This window comes from Streptomyces cyaneus, assembly GCF_004028635.1.
Classification (GTDB): Bacteria; Actinomycetota; Actinomycetes; order Streptomycetales; family Streptomycetaceae; genus Streptomyces; species Streptomyces cyaneus.
Genome location: NZ_RQJW01000015.1, coordinates 207,677 through 224,109, shown reverse-complemented (window position 1 = coordinate 224,109; position 16,433 = coordinate 207,677). Strand labels below are relative to the sequence as shown.

Below are 16,433 nucleotides of genomic sequence, written 5' to 3'. Positions count from 1 at the left end.
CAAGCGTCGCTGACCTGCGCAAGAGCGATCCGTGAGTGATCCGTTGGGGGGTCGGCACCCGGCATGGCTCCCTCGGGGGCTGACACAACGTCCGGATATCGCGTCCCGGCCGGACAGATCGCGCGTTGGCGCGGCCCTGGTCCGCCGAGATGCTCGGGAGACCGCAGCAGACCGAACCGAGGCCGGGAGACGAACATGACCGCACTGTCGCCGCACCTTCGCCAGGCCACGCCCGTGGTGGCGGCCCGGGGCGAGGGTGTCCACCTCTATGACCAGGACGGTCGCCGCTATCTGGACTTCACCGCAGGCATCGGCGTCACCAGCACCGGGCACTGCCACCCCAAGGTCGTGGCGGCGGCGCAGGAACAGGTGGGCACGCTGATCCACGGCCAGTACACGACCGTCATGCACCAGCCGCTGCGTCGGCTGGTCGACAAGCTCGGCGAGGTGCTGCCGACCGGCCTGGACAGTCTGTTCTTCACCAACTCCGGCAGCGAGGCGGTGGAGGCCGCGCTGCGGCTGGCCCGCCAGGCCACCGGCCGCCCCAACATCGTCGTCTGCCACGGCGGCTTCCACGGCCGTACGGTGGCCGCCGCCGCCATGACGACCTCCGGCACGCGCTTCCGCTCCGGCTTCTCCCCGTTGATGAGCGGTGTCGTCGTCACCCCCTTCCCGTCGGCCTACCGGTACGGCTGGGACGAGGAGACCGCGACCCGCTTCGCCCTGCAGGAGCTGGACTACACGCTTCAGACGATCTCCTCGCCCGCCGACACGGCCGCGATCATCGTCGAGCCCGTGCTCGGCGAGGGCGGGTATGTGCCCGCGACCCGGGCCTTCCTGGAGGGGCTGCGAGAGCGGGCGGACCGCCACGGCTTCCTGCTCATCCTCGACGAGGTGCAGACGGGCGTCGGCCGCACCGGCCGCTTCTGGGGTCACGACCACTTCGGAGTCACGCCCGACATCCTCGTCACCGCCAAGGGGCTGGCCAGCGGCTTCCCGCTGTCCGGCATCGCCGCCTCCGAGGAGCTGATGACCAAGGCGTGGCCCGGCTCGCAGGGCGGCACGTACGGCGCCAACGCCGTCGCCTGCGCCGCGGCCTGCGCGACTCTGGACGTCGTACGCGACGAGAAGCTGGTCGAGAACGCCGAGGCGATGGGCGAGCGGCTGCGCCAGGGCCTGGAGGCGGTGGCCGATCGGACGCCGGGCATCGGCGACGTCCGCGGCCTCGGGCTCATGCTGGCCACCGAGTTCGTCACCGAGGACGGCAGCCCCGACCCCGAGACCGCCGCCCGCGTGCAGCGTGCGGCGGTGGACCAGGGGCTGCTCCTGCTGCTGTGCGGCGCCTGGAACCAGGTCGTACGCATGATCCCGGCGCTCGTCATCGACGAGACGGCGGTGGACGAGGGCCTCCAGGCGTGGGCGACCGCGGTCGAGGTCGGCACATCGGGAGCGGCAGGGCGATGACGGACACCACCACGGCCCTGGAGCCGCTGGTCGCGCGGCTCGCCGAGACCGCTCCCGGCCTGCGGGTGGAGACCGGCCCTGGCTCCACCGGCCTCTACGCCTACGACGCCTCCAACTACCGGGTCCCGCCGAGGGCCGTGGTCTTTCCCCGCAGCGCCGACGACGTGGTCGCGGTGCTGCGTGCCTGTCGCGAGACAGGTGTCCCGGTCACGGCACGCGGCGGCGGCACCAGCCTGTCCGGCAACGCGGTCGGGCCGGGTGTCGTCCTGGACTTCTCCCGGTACATGAACCGGATCCTGGACATCGATCCGATCACGCGCACCGCCCGCGTCGAGGCAGGAGTGATCCTCGACGCGCTGCGCAGCGCGACCGCCCCGCACGGGCTCACCTTCGGACCAGACCCCTCCTCGCACAGCCGCTGCACCCTCGGCGGCATGATCGGCAACGACGCGTGCGGCAACCGGTCGGTGCGGCACGGGCGTACCAGCAGCCACATCGAGGCGCTGGAGATCGTGACGGCCGACGGCGTGCGGGCCGTCGCCGACCGCACCGGCCTGCGCGCGGCCGACCCGAACGACACGGACGCCGGCCGGCGTGTCGCCCGCCTCGAAGCGGATGTACGCCGCCTGATCGACGCCAACCTGGCGCCGATCCGCACCGAGCAGGGCCGTATCGCGCGCCAGGTCTCCGGGTACCAACTGCACCACCTGCTGCCCGAGCACGGCTTCGACATGGCACGTGCCCTGGTCGGCACCGAGGGCTCCTGTGCGGTCGTCACCGCAGCGACGGTCCGGCTGGTGGCGACCGCACAGGCTTCCACCCTGCTGGCCCTCGGCTACGACGACGTGGTCGACGCGGCCGAGGACGTGCCGGAGATCCTGCGCTGGAATCCCACCGCCGTGGAGGGCATGGACGAGGCGATCGTCGCCACCATGCGTGCCCGGCGTGGTCCCGACTCCGTGACCGGACTGCCCGACGGGCGGGCCTGGCTGTACGTCGAGCTCGACGGTGACGACCAGGACGCGGTCGACGCCCGCGCCGCCGAACTGCTGGACGTGCTCAAGACCCGGGGCCGCATGACCGGCGGGCGCGTCGTGGAGAGCGTGGCCGAACGGCGTGCGCTGTGGCGGGTCCGTGAGGACGGTGCCGGGCTCGCCGCCCGCCTGGTGGACGGCGGGGAGTCATGGCCCGGCTGGGAGGACGCGGCGGTCGCGCCCGAGAACCTGGCCACCTACCTGCGCGACTTCCGCAAGCTGCTGGTCGACCACGGCCTGACCGGCGTGCTCTACGGGCACTTCGGCGCGGGCTGCGTCCATGTGCGCATCGACTTCGACCCGGCGACCGAGGCCGGGCGGGCGGTGATGCGCCGTTTCCTCACCGAGGCCGCCGCCCTGGTCGTCGGCCACGGCGGCACCCTGTCGGGTGAACACGGCGACGGGCGGGCCCGCAGCGAGCTGCTGGAGGTCATGTACAGCCGCGGGCTGATCCGCGCGTTCGCCGCCTTCAAGGAGATCTTCGACCCCGAGGGACTGCTCAACCCGGGCGTCATCGTGGCCCCGGCCCGGCTCGACGCCGATCTGGCGCTGCACACGCCCGCTGACGTGCTGCCCGTCGAGACCCTCTTCTCCTTCCCGCACGACGAGGACGGCTTCGCGGGCGCGGTACGCCGCTGCGTCGGTGTCGGCCGCTGCCGTAGCGACGCGGGCGGCGTGATGTGTCCCAGCTACCGGGCCACGGGCGAGGAGAACGACTCCACGCGGGGCCGGTCCCGCCTGCTCCAGGAGATGGTGCGGGGCGAGCTGGTGGAGGACGGCTGGCGCTCGACGGAGGTGCGTGACGCGCTCGACCTGTGCCTGTCCTGCAAGGCCTGTTCCAGCGACTGCCCGGTCGGCGTGGACATGGCCACGTACAAGGCGGAGTTCTTGCACCACCACTACAAGGGCAGGCTCCGGCCCCGCTCCCACTACTCCCTCGGCTGGCTGCCCCTGACCTCCGCACTCGCCGGATACGTCGCCCGCCCGGTCAACGCGCTGCTGCGCGGACCGGTCGGCAGGCTGCTCGCCCGCCTCGGAGGGGTGACCACGAAGCGCCGGATCCCGGCCTTCGCCTCCCGGCTCGCGCTGCGCCGGGCCCTGCGCTCGGCGAGGACCGGTGAACCGGCGAAAGCCCTGCTCTTCGTCGACAGCTTCACCCGCGCCTTCCGCCCCGAGGTGGCGGGAGCGGCGAGCCGCGTACTCGCCGACGCCGGCCTCCCGTGTACGGCACAGGACGGCCTGTGCTGCGGCCTGACCTGGGTCAGCACCGGCCAGCTGTCCATCGCCCGCCGCGTGATGGCCCGTACCGTCGCCCGGCTGGACGACGGCGACGACCGGCCCATCATCGTGGCCGAACCCAGCTGCGCCGCGGCCCTCAAGCGTGACGTGCCCGAACTGCTCGGCACCGACGCCGCCCAGCGCGTCGCGGCTCGCGTCCACACCTTCACCGGTGCCCTGAGCGACCTCGCCGCGCCCGGCTGGACGCCTCCCGCACTGCCGGACAACGTCGTCCTGCAGACCCACTGCCACGAGTACGCCACCTTCAAGGGCCGCCACCCACGCGACCTGCTCAGCCGCCTCGGCGTGACGAAGGTCGACGAGGCCGAGGGCTGCTGCGGACTCGCCGGCAACTTCGGCTTCGAGGCACAGCACTACGACACCTCGATGGCCGTAGCCGAACTGGCGCTGAAGCCACGCCTCGACGGCATCGACCAGGACACGCCGACGGTTGTCGTGGCCGACGGCTTCAGCTGCGCCACCCAGATCGACCACCTCGCCGGTGACCGAGGCATCCGCGCCCTGCACCTCGCGGAACTGCTCGACCCCGCGGCCGATCAACCAGGAGGAACCTCATGAGCGACACACCCACGCAGTTGTTCATCGGCGGTGCCTGGGTGGATGCCGCGGACGGCGCCACCATGCCCGTCGACGACCCTGCGACCGGCGAGATCCTCTGCCATGTCGCCGACGCCGGCGCCAAGGACGCGAAGCTCGCCGAGGAAGCGGCCGTGCAGGCGCAGGAGGGGTGGGCCCGTACGGCACCCCGAGTGCGCAGCGAGATCCTGCGCCGCGCCTACGAGATCATCGTCGAGCGCACCGACGAGCTCGCCCATCTGATGACGGCCGAGATGGGCAAGCCGCTGGTCGAGGCCAGGGGAGAGGGGGCGTACGCGGCCGAGTTCTTCCGCTGGTTCTCTGAGGAGGCCGTCCGCATCGACGGCGGCTTCGGCACCCTGCCCGACGGCCGCAACCGGATGCTGCTCTCCCGCCGCCCGGTCGGCCCGTGCCTGCTGATCACCCCGTGGAACTTCCCGCTGGCCATGGGCACCCGCAAGATCGGCCCGGCCGTCGCGGCCGGTTGCACGATGGTGCTCAAGCCGGCCCCGCAGACCCCTCTGTCCAGCCTGGCTCTCGCCGCGATCCTCAAGGAGGCCGGGCTGCCGGACGGCGTGCTCAACGTCGTCACCACCTCCCGTGCGGGGGAGGTGTGCGAACCGCTCCTGCGTGGCGGGCGGATTCGCAAGCTGTCCTTCACCGGCTCCACGGCCGTCGGACAACTGCTCCTCGCCCAGAGCGCGGAGGCGGTCGTACGAACCTCGATGGAGCTGGGCGGCAACGCGCCGTTCATCGTCTTCGAGGACGCCGACCTGGACAAGGCCGTGGACGGCGCGATGATCGCCAAGATGCGCAACATGGGCGAGGCGTGCACGGCCGCCAACCGCTTCTTCGTGCACCGGTCGGTGGCGGAGGAGTTCGGCCGGCGCCTGGCCGAGCGCATGGGCGCGCTCGTCGTGGGCCCCGGTACGCGTGACGGCGTCGACGTCGGCCCGCTGATCGACAGGACAGGGCGTGGCAAGGTGGAGGTGCTGGTCGCCGATGCGGTGGAGCGCGGTGCCCGAGTCCTCGTCGGTGGCCGGACGCCGGAGGGTCCGGGCTGCTTCTACCCGCCGACCGTGCTCACGGACGTGTCCCCCGAGAGCCGCCTCATGGACACCGAGATCTTCGGTCCCGTCGCCGCGATCCTCACCTTCGACGACGAGGACGAGGTGATCCGGCGAGCCAACGACACCCCCTGGGGCCTGGTCGGCTACGTCTTCACCCAGGGCCTGGACCGCGCCCTGCGCGTCAGCGAGCGCCTTGAGGTCGGCATGGTCGGCCTCAACACCGGCCTCGTCTCCAACCCGGCCGCGCCCTTCGGCGGCGTCAAGCAGTCCGGGCTCGGCCGCGAGGGCGGCAGGGTCGGAATCGACGAGTTCCTGGAGTACCAGTACCTCGCCGTGCCCGTGCGGTGAGCTCCGCCGCCGTGTCGGTCACCGACTTCCCCAGCTCGGGGAGCCGGCCTGGCTCGAAGAGGGGGTCGGGCAGGGAGACGGCCACGGAGGGCGGCGGCATGCCGTGACCTTCTGGCCCGGTCGGCCACGGCGCGCTGCGCACGGCCGGGGGCGCCCTCGTGACGGCGGTCAGCGCCGTCACCGGGCTGCTGCTGGGCATGGCTCCGAGGGCGAGCGCGGGCCCGACAGGGTCCTGTCCACCCTGCCCGCCGTCCTCGCGAGCCTGCTGATCCGAGGGCGTGACCGGACCGTCCGCGTGGGCGCCGTCTGCGTGGTCGCATCGAGGGCCTACGCCGCCCAGACCGCAGCTCTGCGCGAACAGGAACGCGCGAGCGGGCACATTGCCGCGTCCGTCGCGCTCGGCGCGGGACGGCTGCGCCTGCCGCGCCGCCACCTGCTGCCCACGGTGCTCCCAGCCCTCCTGCGCAGCGCCCTGCTCCGGCTGTCCACTACCGTCCTGGTCCCGGCCTCCCTGGGCCGGGGCGAACAGTCGCCCACCCCGGGGTGGGGCCGCCTCCTCTCAAAGAACCGGCCGTACGCCGAACCGGCCCCCGGGACCATCATCGGCCCGGCCGCCGCGCTGATGGTGCTGTCCGTGCTGGGGATGAAGGGCGGCGTACTCGCCCTTCAGGCGGGGTGCGTCTCGTCGATCACGTATCCGCGTCGCTTGTCCACCACGTTGCGCAGCGGCCGGCCCTCGATGTGCCGGGTGAGGTTGTCGAGGAACACCTCGACGAGCGCCTCCCGCTCGCTGGTGGTCTCGCCCGCCGTGTGCGGGGAGATCATCACGCCGGGCATGTCCCACAGGGGTGATTCGGCAGGCAGCGGTTCCTGGGCGAACACGTCCAGGGCTGCCCCGGCGAGCCGTCCGGCGGCGAGATGGTCGACCAGCGCCTCCTCGTCGACGAGTCCGCCCCGGCCGACGTTGATCAGCCGGGCCCCCGGCTTCATCGCGGCCAGCACGGGGGCGTCGACCATGCCCCGGGTGCCCTGGGTGAGGGGGGCGGCCAGGACGACGTAGTCCGCCTCCGCCAGGGCTGCATGCAGGGTGGCGGAGTCGTGGACCGTCCCGAAGTCCGGGTGGTCCGTGCGGGCCCTGCGCCCCGCGCCGCAGACCCGCATGCCGACGGCCCGAAGCAGCCGGGCGGTGGCCCGGCCGATCGGCCCCGTGCCCCAGACCAGCACGGTGCGTCCGGTGACGCTGTCACTGGGGCGCGGACGCCACTCGCGGCGCTGCTGGTGCTCCCAGGTGCCGGGGAAGTCCTTGGCGAGGGCGAGGATCAGGCCGAGGACGTACTCGGCGGTCGGCTGGTCGTAGACGCCGCGGGCGTTGGTGAGAACGACGCCCGGATCGTCCACCAGGGCCGGGAAGAGGAACGAGTCCACTCCCGCGGAGGACGCGTGGACCCACCGGGGTGCCTTCTCGGGGTTGTCGGGCCAGGCTTCGCGGATGGCCGGGGTGATGGTCACCCAGGCCAGGAGGGCGTCGGCACCGGGGAGGAGGTAAGGGAGTTCCTCCTCGGTGGCGTAGACGGTGTCCGCGAGCCGCTCGATGAGTCCTGTGGCGGGGGGCCGGTTGCCCCGGTAGAGGACGACGAGACGGTCGGCCATGTCAGGCTCCGGTAGGGACGGCGATGTACTTGTATTCGAGAAACTCGTCGATGCCGACGCGTCCGCCTTCGCGGCCCAGGCCGGACTGCTTGACGCCGCCGAAGGGGGCGGCGGGGTTGGAGACCAGTCCGGTGTTGAGGCCGATCATGCCGCTTTCGAGGCGTTCGGCGACGCGCAGGGCGCGGTCGAGGTTCTGGGTGAACAGGTAGGCGGCCAGGCCGAATTCGGTGTCGTTGGCGGCGGCGATGGCCTCGTCCTCGGTGTCGAAGGTACGGATCGCGGCGACCGGGCCGAAGATCTCCGTGTCGATGATCGCGGAGTCGGGGGCGATGCCGGTGAGGACGGTGGGCGGGTAGAAGCAGCCCGGCCCCTCGGGGAGTTCACCGCCGGTCAGGACGGTGGCGCCGCGCTTGACGGCGTCCCGCACCAGGTCGTGGGCCTTGCTGCGGCCGGCGGCGTCGATGAGGGGTCCGACGTCGGTGCCGGGTTCGGTGCCGTCGCCGACCTTCAGGGCGGCCATACGGGCGGCGAGGCGGGTGGCGAACTCCTCGGCGATGGAGGTGTGGACGTAGATGCGGTTGGCGGCGCAGCAGGATTCGCCCATGTTGCGCATCTTGGCGACCATGGTGCCTTCGATGGCCACGTCGAGGTCGGCGTCGTCGAAGACGATGAGGGGGGCGTTGCCGCCCAGTTCCATGGAGGTGCGGATGACGGTGTCGGCGCACTGGGCCAGCAGGATCCGGCCGACCTGGGTGGAGCCGGTGAAGGAGAGCTTGCGGATCTGCCCGCCGCGCAGCAGGGGTTCGACGACACCGGCGGCGTCGGTGGTGGTGACGATGTTCAGCACACCGGCCGGCAGACCCGCTTCGGTGAGGATCTCCGCCAGGGCGAGGCTGGCCAGGGGGGTCTGGGGTGCGGGTTTGAGAACGATGGTGCAGCCGGCGGCGATGGCGGGGCCGATCTTGCGGGTGCCCATGGCCAGAGGGAAGTTCCAGGGGGTGATGAGCAGACAGGGGCCGACGGGCTGACGGGTGACCAGCAGGCGGTTCCTGCCGTCGGGGGCGGTGGTCAGCCCGCCGTCGATACGGACGGCTTCCTCGGAGAACCAGCGGAAGAACTCCGCCGCGTAGGCGACTTCGGCACGCGCCTCGGCCAGGGGCTTGCCCATCTCCAGGGTCATCAGCAGCGCGAGGTCCTCGGTGCGCGCGATGATGATGTCGTAGGCGCGGCGCAGGATCTCGCTGCGCACCCGGGGCGCGGTGGCGGCCCAGGCGGCCTGCGCGGCGACCGCCGCCTCGACGGCACGCCGGCCGTCGGCGGGTGAGGCGTCGGCGACCTGGCACAGTTCCTCGCCGGTGGCCGGGTTGTCGACGGACAGGGTCCGGCCGGACTCGGCGTCCTGCCAACCACCGCCGATGAACAGCTGCTTGGGAACATCACGGACGACAGTCATCGTGGGTATCTCCTTGTAGGTGCAGAAGGGCTGCCGACCGGTCAGCGGATGCGGTCCAGCGTCTTGTAGAAGGCGCCCGCGAAGGGCAGGAACCAGGCAGTGCCGTTGTAGAGGGGGATGCGGGGCGGGGCGATGTCGCGGACGGGGCTGGCCTCGGGGTGGCCGTCCATCACCTCGGCCATGACCTGCCCCATGTGCGTGGCCATCTGCACGCCGTGGCCCGCGTATCCCATGGAGTAGTACACGCCGTCATCGGCCTGTCCGGCGTGCACGATGCGGTCCATGGCGAAGCCGACGGAGCCGCCCCACACGTACTCGACCTTCGTCCGGGCGAGTTGGGGGAAGATCTCGCACATCTCACGGAACAGAACGGCCCCGCTCTTCTTGTCCGAGGTGGGGTCCGACGGCGCGAAACGGGCACGGCCGCCGAACAGCAGCCGGTTGTCCGGGGTGAGCCGGAAGTAGTGGCAGACCTTGTTGGAGTCGACGAGGAGGCGGCCCTTCGGGATGATGTCCCGGGCGAGCTCCTCACCGAGCGGCTCGGTCACGATGATGAAGCTGCCCACGCAGACCTGCTGGCGGCGCAGCCACGGGAAGTTCTTGTCGGTGTAGGCGTCGGTGGCCATCATGACCTGCCCGGCGCGGATCACACCGCGCTCGGTGCTGACCTCGAATCGGCCGGCGGCGGTACGCCGCACGCCGATGGCCGCGTTGCGCTCGTGGATCTCGACACCGGTGCGCTCGCACGCCTCGGCCATGCCGCGCACGAAGCGGCCGACGTGCAGTGCGGCGCTGAACGGGTCGAGCAGGCCGCCGTGGTAGGCGTCGGATCCGATCTCGGAACGCAGCTCGGACTTGCCGATCAGTGTGGTCTCGTGTCCGAAGTACTTGGCCAAGTCGCGCTGTTGGGCCTTCTTGTTCTCGAAGTGCGCGGGGCGGGAGGCGACGCCCAGGCGTCCGACGCGACGGAACTGGCAGTCGATGGACTCCTCGTTCACGAGCCGCTCGACGGTGTCCACGGCCTCGCCGTAGGAGTTGTAGATCTCGCGGGCCCGTTCGAGTCCGTACCGGCGGATGGCCTGGCTCACGCCGATCGTGAAGCCCAGGTTCGCCATGCCTCCGTTGCGCGCTGAGGCACCGGAACCGATCTGGCCCTTCTCGACAAGGGTGACACGGGCGCCCTTGCGGGCGGCGTGGAGGGCGGTGGACAGACCCGTCAGGCCGGCGCCGATGACCACCAGGTCGGTGTCCTCGGTCAGCGGCTTGCCGGACCGGTCGGGAAACACCCCAGCGGTTTCTATCCAGTAGGGAATCGTCTTCATCTCGGGTCCTCTGCGGGGAGTTTCGAAGTGGGGCGCGGTCGGGCACCACCAGGGGCCCGGCCGACGGCGCTGTCAGCGGTAGCGCGTCCCGTGCCGGCGCAAGGCTCAGGTGAGGCGTTCGACGGGGAGGACGCCGCCTTGCTGGTTGCGGTGGCCGCCGAGTTTGCGGACGAGGGCGACCAGGGCGAGGGCGAGGATGGCCAGGGCGATGAGGACCGCGCTGACCGCGGTGACGGTCGGGTCGACGTCGAACTGCAGGGCGTTGAAGACCAGGACCGGCAGGGTGCGGGTGTCGGGTGTCGACATGAACTGGGCGATGAAGAACTCGTCGAAGCTGGTGATGAAGGAGAACACCGCTGCGGCGATGAGGCCGGGTGTGGCCAGGGGGAAGGTGATGCGCCGGGCGATGGTCATCCGGCTGGCGCCCATGCTGGCGGCGGCGTCTTCGAGCCGTTCGTCGATGCCCTTCAGGGTGGAGATCATGATGAGGATGGCGATGGGTGCGGCGAGCACCGTGTGGCCGAGGGCGATGGCCAGGGGACTGCCGAGCATGCCGACGGGTTCGAAGAACAGGAACAGGCCGAGTGCGACGACCACCTGGGGGATGAGCATGGGGGCCAGGACCAGTCCGTAGACCGCCGCGTGCAGCGGCAGCCGGCCGCGGGCCAGGGCGGTGGCGGCGGTCACGCCCAGAATCAGGGAGAACACGGTCGTCAGGGCGGCGATGAGGCTGGACAGGGCGATGGAGGTGGCCCAGTTGCCGTCGGGTGCGGCCATCTGCTCGTACCAGCGGGTGCTGTACTCCTTGGGCGGGAAGGTGCCGATGCCGTCCGCGCCGAAGGAGGTGACCAGGATGATCACGATGGGCATGGCCAGGAAGAGCAGGATGGCGGTGGCGCTCAGGGCACGGCCGATGCGTCCGGCGCGGGTGGGAGGCAGTTCCATCATGAGCTGCTCCTTCGTGCGGCTGTCTTCTTGCGGCGGAGCTTGGCCAGGCCGAGAACGCCCAGGCCGGCGAAGGTGAGCAGGAGCAGGATGACGCCGAAGGCGGCGGCACCGTTCCACTGGTCCTGCTGCATCACCTGCTGGTCGATCAGGGCCGCGACGACGGTCTGTTTGCCGCCGCCCATCAGGGCGGGGGTGATGTAGTAGCCCAGGCAGAGGATGAAGCTGAGCAGTCCCGCGGTGCCGATCCCGGGCGCCACCAGCGGCAGGTAGATCCTGCGGAAGATGGTGAACCGGCTCGCGCCGAAGCCTGCCGCTGCGGCCAGGAGCCGGCCGTCGACGCCCCGCATCACGCCCTGCAGGACGAGGACGGTGTAGGGCAGCATCACCGAGGTGGTCCCGATGACGACACCGGTCTCGTTGTAGAGCAGGGAATACGGTGCGCCGGGTGCGTGCAGCGAGGTGGCCAGCGTGTTGAGGATGCCGTGTTCACCGAGCATGATGATCCAGCCGTAGGTGCGCACCAGGGCACTGATGAAGTGCGGCACGACCACGATCAGCATGGCCAGCGCGGCGAAGACGGGCCGCATCCGGGCGATGGCGTGCGCCAGGACGAAACCCACCAGGAGACTCAGCAGCGCGGTCTCTGCGGAGATCCGCAGGGTGGACAGCAGCACGGACAGGTTCACGCCGCTGAGGGCGTCGGCGTACCAGTGCAGGGTGAAGCCGCCACTGTCGCCCTCCAGGCTGAGGGACAGCACCCCGATGATCGGGTAGACGAACAACACCAGTAGGAACACCGTGACGGGGACGGCGTTGACCAGGGCAATCCGGGAGCGGTGCCCGCGCTTCTCGGACGTTTTCACACGCACCTTGGCAGGTGCGAGAGCGGTGCCGGCCACGGCTCACCCCCCGTCCGTGGCGTCGAAGACGCTGACGTCGTCCTGGTCGGCGGTCACGCAGACGCGTTCGCCCGGACGTGGCGGGGCCAGGGCGGTCTCGATCCGCAGCGGCGGCGTCCCCGGAGCGGCACCGTCCAGGCGGACGGTGATCCGGGTGAGCGAGCCGACGTAGACGGCCGTCTCGACCGTGCCGGTACAGCAGCCCTCCTCGGCACTGACCAGGCGCAGCTTGCCCGGCCGTACCGCGGCGCGCACGCTCTGTCCGGGCACGCAGGCGTGGGCACGGGCCGTGAGGACGCCGCCGGTGTCCAGCCGCACGCGGGTGCAGTCGTCTCCCCGGCCGTCCTCGACCTTGCCGGTGAGGAAGTTGGCGGCGCCGAGGAAGTCGGCGACGAAGGGGGTGCGGGGGCGTTCGAACAGGCCGCGGGGGGTGTCGAACTGCTCGATACTGCCGTCCTTCATGATGGCGATCCGGTCCGACAGGACCAGCGCTTCCTCCTGGTCGTGCGTGACGTAGACGACGGTCAGGCCGAGTTCGCGCTGGATGGACTTGATCTCGGTCTGCATCTGGTCGCGCAGCTTCTTGTCCAGCGCGCCCAGCGGTTCGTCCATCAGCACGATCGGCGGGCGGTAGACCAGGACCCGGCACAGGGCGACGCGCTGCTGCTGGCCGCCGGAGAGCTCACGGGGCTTGCGCCCGGCGAACTTCGACAGGCCCGCCGCCTCCAGCGTCTCCCCGACCCGGCGGCGGATCTCCGCTTTGTCCACCCCCCGCAGTTGCAGCGGGAAGGCGACGTTCTCGGCGACCGTCATGTGGGGGAAGAGCAGGTACTGCTGGAAGACGAAACCGAAGTCACGCTTGCCCGGATTGAGCCGGGTGATGTCATGGCCGTCCACTGCGATGGAGCCGGAGTCGGGCTCGGTGAACCCGGCCAGCATCATCAGCGTGGTCGTCTTGCCGGAGCCCGACGAGCCGAGGAAGGTGACGAACTCACCGGCCGCGATCTCCATGTCCACGCCGTCGACCACCGTCGTCCCGCCGTAGGACTTGCGCAGCCCCGTCACCGACAGCGACTTGCCCGTCGGTGAGGAGGAGCGAGGGGCCAGGGCAGCGGCGAGGTCGTCGGCGGACAGCTTTCCGGCGGTCAGACTCTGGGTCCGCTCAGGCATCGGCCCACTCCTGCCAGCGCTTGATGACGGCGTCACGGTTCTCGTCCCACCAGGCGGCATCGGCATCGAACCCGGTCTTGAGGTTCTGCGGCGAGGTCGGCAGCGTGGCCAGGACATCGTCCGAGAGCTGCTTGGTTGCCGCCGGGACGACCGGGCCGCCGGTGGGGCTGAGCTTGGCGAAGGCCGCCTGCACCTCGGGCCGCAGCGAGAAGTCGATCAGCTTGTAGGCCGCGTCCGTGTTGTCCGCGCCCTTCGGGATGCCCCAGCCGTTGGTCATCCTGCGGGCACCGTTCCACTGGTAGGCGACCGGCTGCCCCTGCTTGATCAGCTCGTCCGCGCGGCCGCCCCACAGGCTGGTCGCGACGACCTCCTTGCGGCCGAGCAGGACGGCCGGCAGGGCGCCGGTGTTCCAGAACTTCTTCACATCACCGCGGATCCGCGACATCGACGCGAAGGCGCGGTCCACATCGAGCGGGTACAGCTTGTCCAGCGGCACCCCGTCGGCCAGCAGCGCGAACTCCAGCTCCGGCAGGTCCGCCTCCGCGCTCTGCAGCGAGCGCGGACCGGCGAAGGCGTCCGTGTTCCAGAAGTCGGCCCAGCTCTTCGGGACACGCTTGAGACTGTCCGTGCGGTAGGCCATCACGCTCGCCCACACGTTCTTGCCGACCGCGTGCTCCGGCAGGTTGTGCTCCGCGATCCCGGCGCCCTTGACACTCTTCAGCCGGTCGTGGTCCACCGGCTCCAGACACTCCAGCCGCGCCATCTTCTGGAAGTTCAGCAGTGTGTTGTCCATCAGGTCCACCTGCGGACGGCCCTGCTTGACCTGGGCGATGATTTGCGCCGACTGGTAGTTGACCGTCGTGACCGTGATGCCGGTCTCCTTGGCGAACGGCTCGTAGATCGCCTTCGTCAAGGCGTCGTTGTAGGCGCCACCGCTGTTGCTGACGACGAGCCTCTTCTTACCGCCGCCCGACGAGCCGCGGCTTTCGCCGGTGCCCATGAGGGTGCCGCAGCCGGTCACCGCGGTGGCGGCGGCCAGAGCGCCTGCGGTGCGGAGTACGGTTCTGCGTCCTATCCGGTTGGCTTCCATCGGGCGCCTCCTGGTGATGGGTGTGGATTCGGGGGAGCGGAAATCGCTGGGGTGGGGGGTGGGGGGTCCTTCGGGGCTGTCCGTGCGGGACGAGGGGCGTCGCGAGTCAGATGCCGAGCATGGTGTTGAGGTCGTCCAGGGACTTCACGGTCACGTAGTCGTAGCCGTGGGTGACCGGGTCGCAGCCACGGTCCAGGAGGATGAGGTTGCGGAAGCCCATGTCGTGCATCGGCATCAGGTCGTAGCGGGTGTGCGAGGAGACGTGTACGAAGTCCTCGGGGGACGCGTCGAGCTGGTCGAGCATGTACTCGAACGCGGCGTAGCGGGGCTTGTAGTAGCCGGCCTGCTCCGCGGTGAAGACCGCGTGGAAGTCCGCGCCGAGCCGGGGCACGCTCTCCTCCAGGAAGGCGTCCTCGGCGTTGGAGAAGATCACCAGCTTGTAGTGCTCGGCCATCTTCTTCAGCGGCTCCACCACGCCCGGGTGGGGGCCCCAGCTGCGCACGCCGTCGGCGAACCGCTTGCCCGCGTCCGGGGCCGCCTTCACACCCCACTTGCGGCAGACCCGCTCGAAGGAGTCCTGCAGCACCTGCTCGTAGGGGTAGTACTCGCCGCGGACCTGGTCGTAGCGGTAGCCGCGGAACTCCCGGACGAACTGGTCCCACTGCTCGGCAGGGATCTGGTCGCCGACGAGCTCACGCGTGATGGGGGTCATCGGCCACTCGATCAACGTGCCGTAGCAGTCGAACGAGACGTACTTCGGGCGGAACTGAAACGAGGGAATGGGCATGGGGATGCTCCTGTCTTTGCCTCGGGGAACTGGTTATTGCCGCTGCGTGGGCTTTCTGGGCATGCCCATGACAGAGCTGTCGGGGTTGGAGGTCGATGGGGGGCAATGCCATCGGCATCGCCGGGGATCAGGCGGCGCCGACTCCTGCCGGAGCGAGGAAGTCGATGGGGTGATCAGTGGTGCCGTCGAGCGCCAGGTCGGCGGCGATCTCTCCCATCGCGGGCGAGATCTTGAAGCCGCTGCCGGAGAATCCGGCCATGACGATGATGTCGTCCTCGCCGGGGAGATGACCGACGAGCGGGTTTCCGGACTCCGTGTAGCCCTCCATGTAGGCCGACATCCTGATGGGGTCGGGGTTCAGGTCGGGCATCAGCTCGGCGATGAGCTCGCGGAAGGTGCCGAGTTCCTCGGGGCGGACCGTACGGTCGAGCCGTTCGGGCTCGGGCACCGGCAGATGGCGTGCGAAGGAGAGACCGAGCTTGACGGAGATGCCGTCGGGCGACGGGAGCCCGAAGCAGTCGTGGGGTGTGGCGCGCACGAAGGGAGGAGCTCCGCCCGCGAACCAGTCGTGACGGGTGGGCAGGTGCCAGGAGCAGATCACCCGGCGGACGGCGACGGTCCGTGGGAGGTCCGGGAGCAGTGTGTTGATCCAGGGGCCCACGGTCACCACGGCGGCATCAACGTGGTCAGTGCCCTGGTCGGTGACGATCTGCACGCCGCCTCCCGCCGCGGGCACGACCTCCCGCACCGGGGTGTAGCGGTGCAGCAGGGCGCCCAACTGCTCGGCGCGGGTGGCTGCGGCCTGGACCGACGCCTCGGGCCTGATGACGGCGCCCTCGCGGTCGAGGACGGCGGTGTGCCCGTCCGGGAGACGATGCTGCGGGTAGCGGCGGGCGAATTCCTCCCGGTCCAGTACCTCGTGATCCAGACGATGGGTGGTGCTGGAGGAGAGCAGCTGGCGCATGGCCGGTGATACCGACTCTCCCATCACGAGGCAGCCACTGCGGCGTCGCAGCGACCGGCCCGTCTCCGCCTGGAGCTGCTCCCACAGCCCGTCCGCGAGCCGCAGCAGCGGAACGTACCCGGGTTCGCCGAGGTGGGCGGCTCGGAAGATGCGGCTCTCGCCCCCGGCCGCGCCGCGGTCGTGACCCGGCGCGTACCGGTCGTAGCCGATGACCTCGGCTCCGCGGGCGGCCAGCCGCCACATTGCCTGGCTGCCCATGCTGCCGGCACCGATCACGGCGACGCGCTTCGGGATGCGCATGAGGTCGCTCCTTTCGATGGTGTGGCCTGGGTGGCAGTCGGGCCCCAGCGCGGTGCGGA

12 protein-coding genes are annotated in these 16,433 nt (G+C 70.7%); 3 read left to right on the top strand and 9 right to left on the bottom strand.

Annotation, left to right across the window (positions count from 1 at the left end; all coding sequences use genetic code 11):
• Positions 1-195: 195 nt before the first annotated feature.
• Genes EHO50_RS37915 through EHO50_RS37905 form a run of 3 tightly spaced genes read left to right on the top strand, consistent with a single transcriptional unit; the run spans position 196 to position 5,791 of the window.
• Positions 196-1,464, top strand: coding sequence for an aspartate aminotransferase family protein (locus tag EHO50_RS37915; RefSeq protein WP_128436064.1), 1,269 nt, complete (start codon positions 196-198; stop codon positions 1,462-1,464).
• Positions 1,461-4,355, top strand: coding sequence for an FAD-binding and (Fe-S)-binding domain-containing protein (locus EHO50_RS37910; RefSeq protein WP_128436061.1), 2,895 nt, complete (start codon positions 1,461-1,463; stop codon positions 4,353-4,355). Before EHO50_RS37915 ends, EHO50_RS37910 begins: the two co-directional genes overlap by 4 nt.
• Positions 4,352-5,791 (top strand): NAD-dependent succinate-semialdehyde dehydrogenase, encoded by a 1,440-nt coding sequence (locus EHO50_RS37905; protein ID WP_128436058.1) that lies wholly within the window; start codon positions 4,352-4,354, stop codon positions 5,789-5,791. The genes EHO50_RS37910 and EHO50_RS37905 overlap by 4 nt, the downstream gene beginning before the upstream one ends.
• A gap of 666 nt (positions 5,792-6,457) precedes the next feature.
• Here EHO50_RS37905 and EHO50_RS37900 read toward each other — a convergent pair.
• The 9 genes from EHO50_RS37900 to solA form a co-directional block, all read right to left on the bottom strand.
• Positions 6,458-7,441 (bottom strand): D-2-hydroxyacid dehydrogenase, encoded by a 984-nt coding sequence (locus EHO50_RS37900; RefSeq protein ID WP_128436055.1) that lies wholly within the window; start codon positions 7,439-7,441, stop codon positions 6,458-6,460.
• 1 nt (position 7,442) lies between these two features.
• The gene (locus EHO50_RS37895) at positions 7,443-8,894 is read right to left on the bottom strand and encodes an NAD-dependent succinate-semialdehyde dehydrogenase (protein WP_128436052.1); all 1,452 of its coding nucleotides are present in this window, start codon (positions 8,892-8,894) and stop codon (positions 7,443-7,445) included.
• A 41-nt stretch (positions 8,895-8,935) separates the two neighbouring features.
• Entirely contained in the window at positions 8,936-10,216 is a 1,281-nt protein-coding gene (locus EHO50_RS37890; RefSeq protein ID WP_128436049.1) for an NAD(P)/FAD-dependent oxidoreductase, read from the bottom strand.
• 105 nt (positions 10,217-10,321) lie between these two features.
• A complete protein-coding gene (locus EHO50_RS37885; protein WP_128436192.1) occupies positions 10,322-11,161 on the bottom strand; it encodes an ABC transporter permease in 840 nt (279 codons plus the stop codon).
• Complete coding sequence (locus tag EHO50_RS37880) at positions 11,161-12,027, bottom strand: ABC transporter permease (RefSeq protein ID WP_246101781.1); 867 nt, start codon at positions 12,025-12,027, stop codon at positions 11,161-11,163. The genes EHO50_RS37885 and EHO50_RS37880 overlap by 1 nt, the downstream gene beginning before the upstream one ends.
• A 39-nt stretch (positions 12,028-12,066) precedes the next feature.
• Entirely contained in the window at positions 12,067-13,233 is a 1,167-nt protein-coding gene (locus EHO50_RS37875) for an ABC transporter ATP-binding protein (RefSeq protein ID WP_246101780.1), read from the bottom strand.
• A complete protein-coding gene (locus tag EHO50_RS37870; protein ID WP_164905064.1) occupies positions 13,226-14,323 on the bottom strand; it encodes an ABC transporter substrate-binding protein in 1,098 nt (365 codons plus the stop codon). Before EHO50_RS37870 ends, EHO50_RS37875 begins: the two co-directional genes overlap by 8 nt.
• A gap of 106 nt (positions 14,324-14,429) precedes the next feature.
• Positions 14,430-15,110: a haloacid dehalogenase type II gene (locus tag EHO50_RS37865; protein WP_128436043.1), complete on the bottom strand. Its 681-nt coding sequence runs from the start codon at positions 15,108-15,110 to the stop codon at positions 14,430-14,432.
• 127 nt (positions 15,111-15,237) lie between these two features.
• Positions 15,238-16,374, bottom strand: coding sequence for an N-methyl-L-tryptophan oxidase (gene solA, locus EHO50_RS37860; protein WP_128436040.1), 1,137 nt, complete (start codon positions 16,372-16,374; stop codon positions 15,238-15,240).
• Positions 16,375-16,433 lie beyond the last annotated feature (59 nt).

Excerpts from the sequence above, each read along its gene's own strand:
- solA (WP_128436040.1), bottom strand. The coding sequence starts at position 16,374 with ATGCGCATCCCGAAGCGCGTCGCCGTGATCGGTGCCGGCAGCATGGGC.
- EHO50_RS37885 (WP_128436192.1), bottom strand. The coding sequence starts at position 11,161 with ATGGAACTGCCTCCCACCCGCGCCGGACGCATCGGCCGTGCCCTGAGC.
- EHO50_RS37870 (WP_164905064.1), bottom strand. The coding sequence starts at position 14,323 with ATGGAAGCCAACCGGATAGGACGCAGAACCGTACTCCGCACCGCAGGC.
- EHO50_RS37910 (WP_128436061.1), top strand. The coding sequence starts at position 1,461 with ATGACGGACACCACCACGGCCCTGGAGCCGCTGGTCGCGCGGCTCGCC.
- EHO50_RS37900 (WP_128436055.1), bottom strand. The coding sequence starts at position 7,441 with ATGGCCGACCGTCTCGTCGTCCTCTACCGGGGCAACCGGCCCCCCGCC.
- EHO50_RS37890 (WP_128436049.1), bottom strand. The coding sequence starts at position 10,216 with ATGAAGACGATTCCCTACTGGATAGAAACCGCTGGGGTGTTTCCCGAC.
- EHO50_RS37865 (WP_128436043.1), bottom strand. The coding sequence starts at position 15,110 with ATGCCCATTCCCTCGTTTCAGTTCCGCCCGAAGTACGTCTCGTTCGAC.
- EHO50_RS37915 (WP_128436064.1), top strand. The coding sequence starts at position 196 with ATGACCGCACTGTCGCCGCACCTTCGCCAGGCCACGCCCGTGGTGGCG.
- EHO50_RS37875 (WP_246101780.1), bottom strand. The coding sequence starts at position 13,233 with ATGCCTGAGCGGACCCAGAGTCTGACCGCCGGAAAGCTGTCCGCCGAC.
- EHO50_RS37895 (WP_128436052.1), bottom strand. The coding sequence starts at position 8,894 with ATGACTGTCGTCCGTGATGTTCCCAAGCAGCTGTTCATCGGCGGTGGT.
- EHO50_RS37905 (WP_128436058.1), top strand. The coding sequence starts at position 4,352 with ATGAGCGACACACCCACGCAGTTGTTCATCGGCGGTGCCTGGGTGGAT.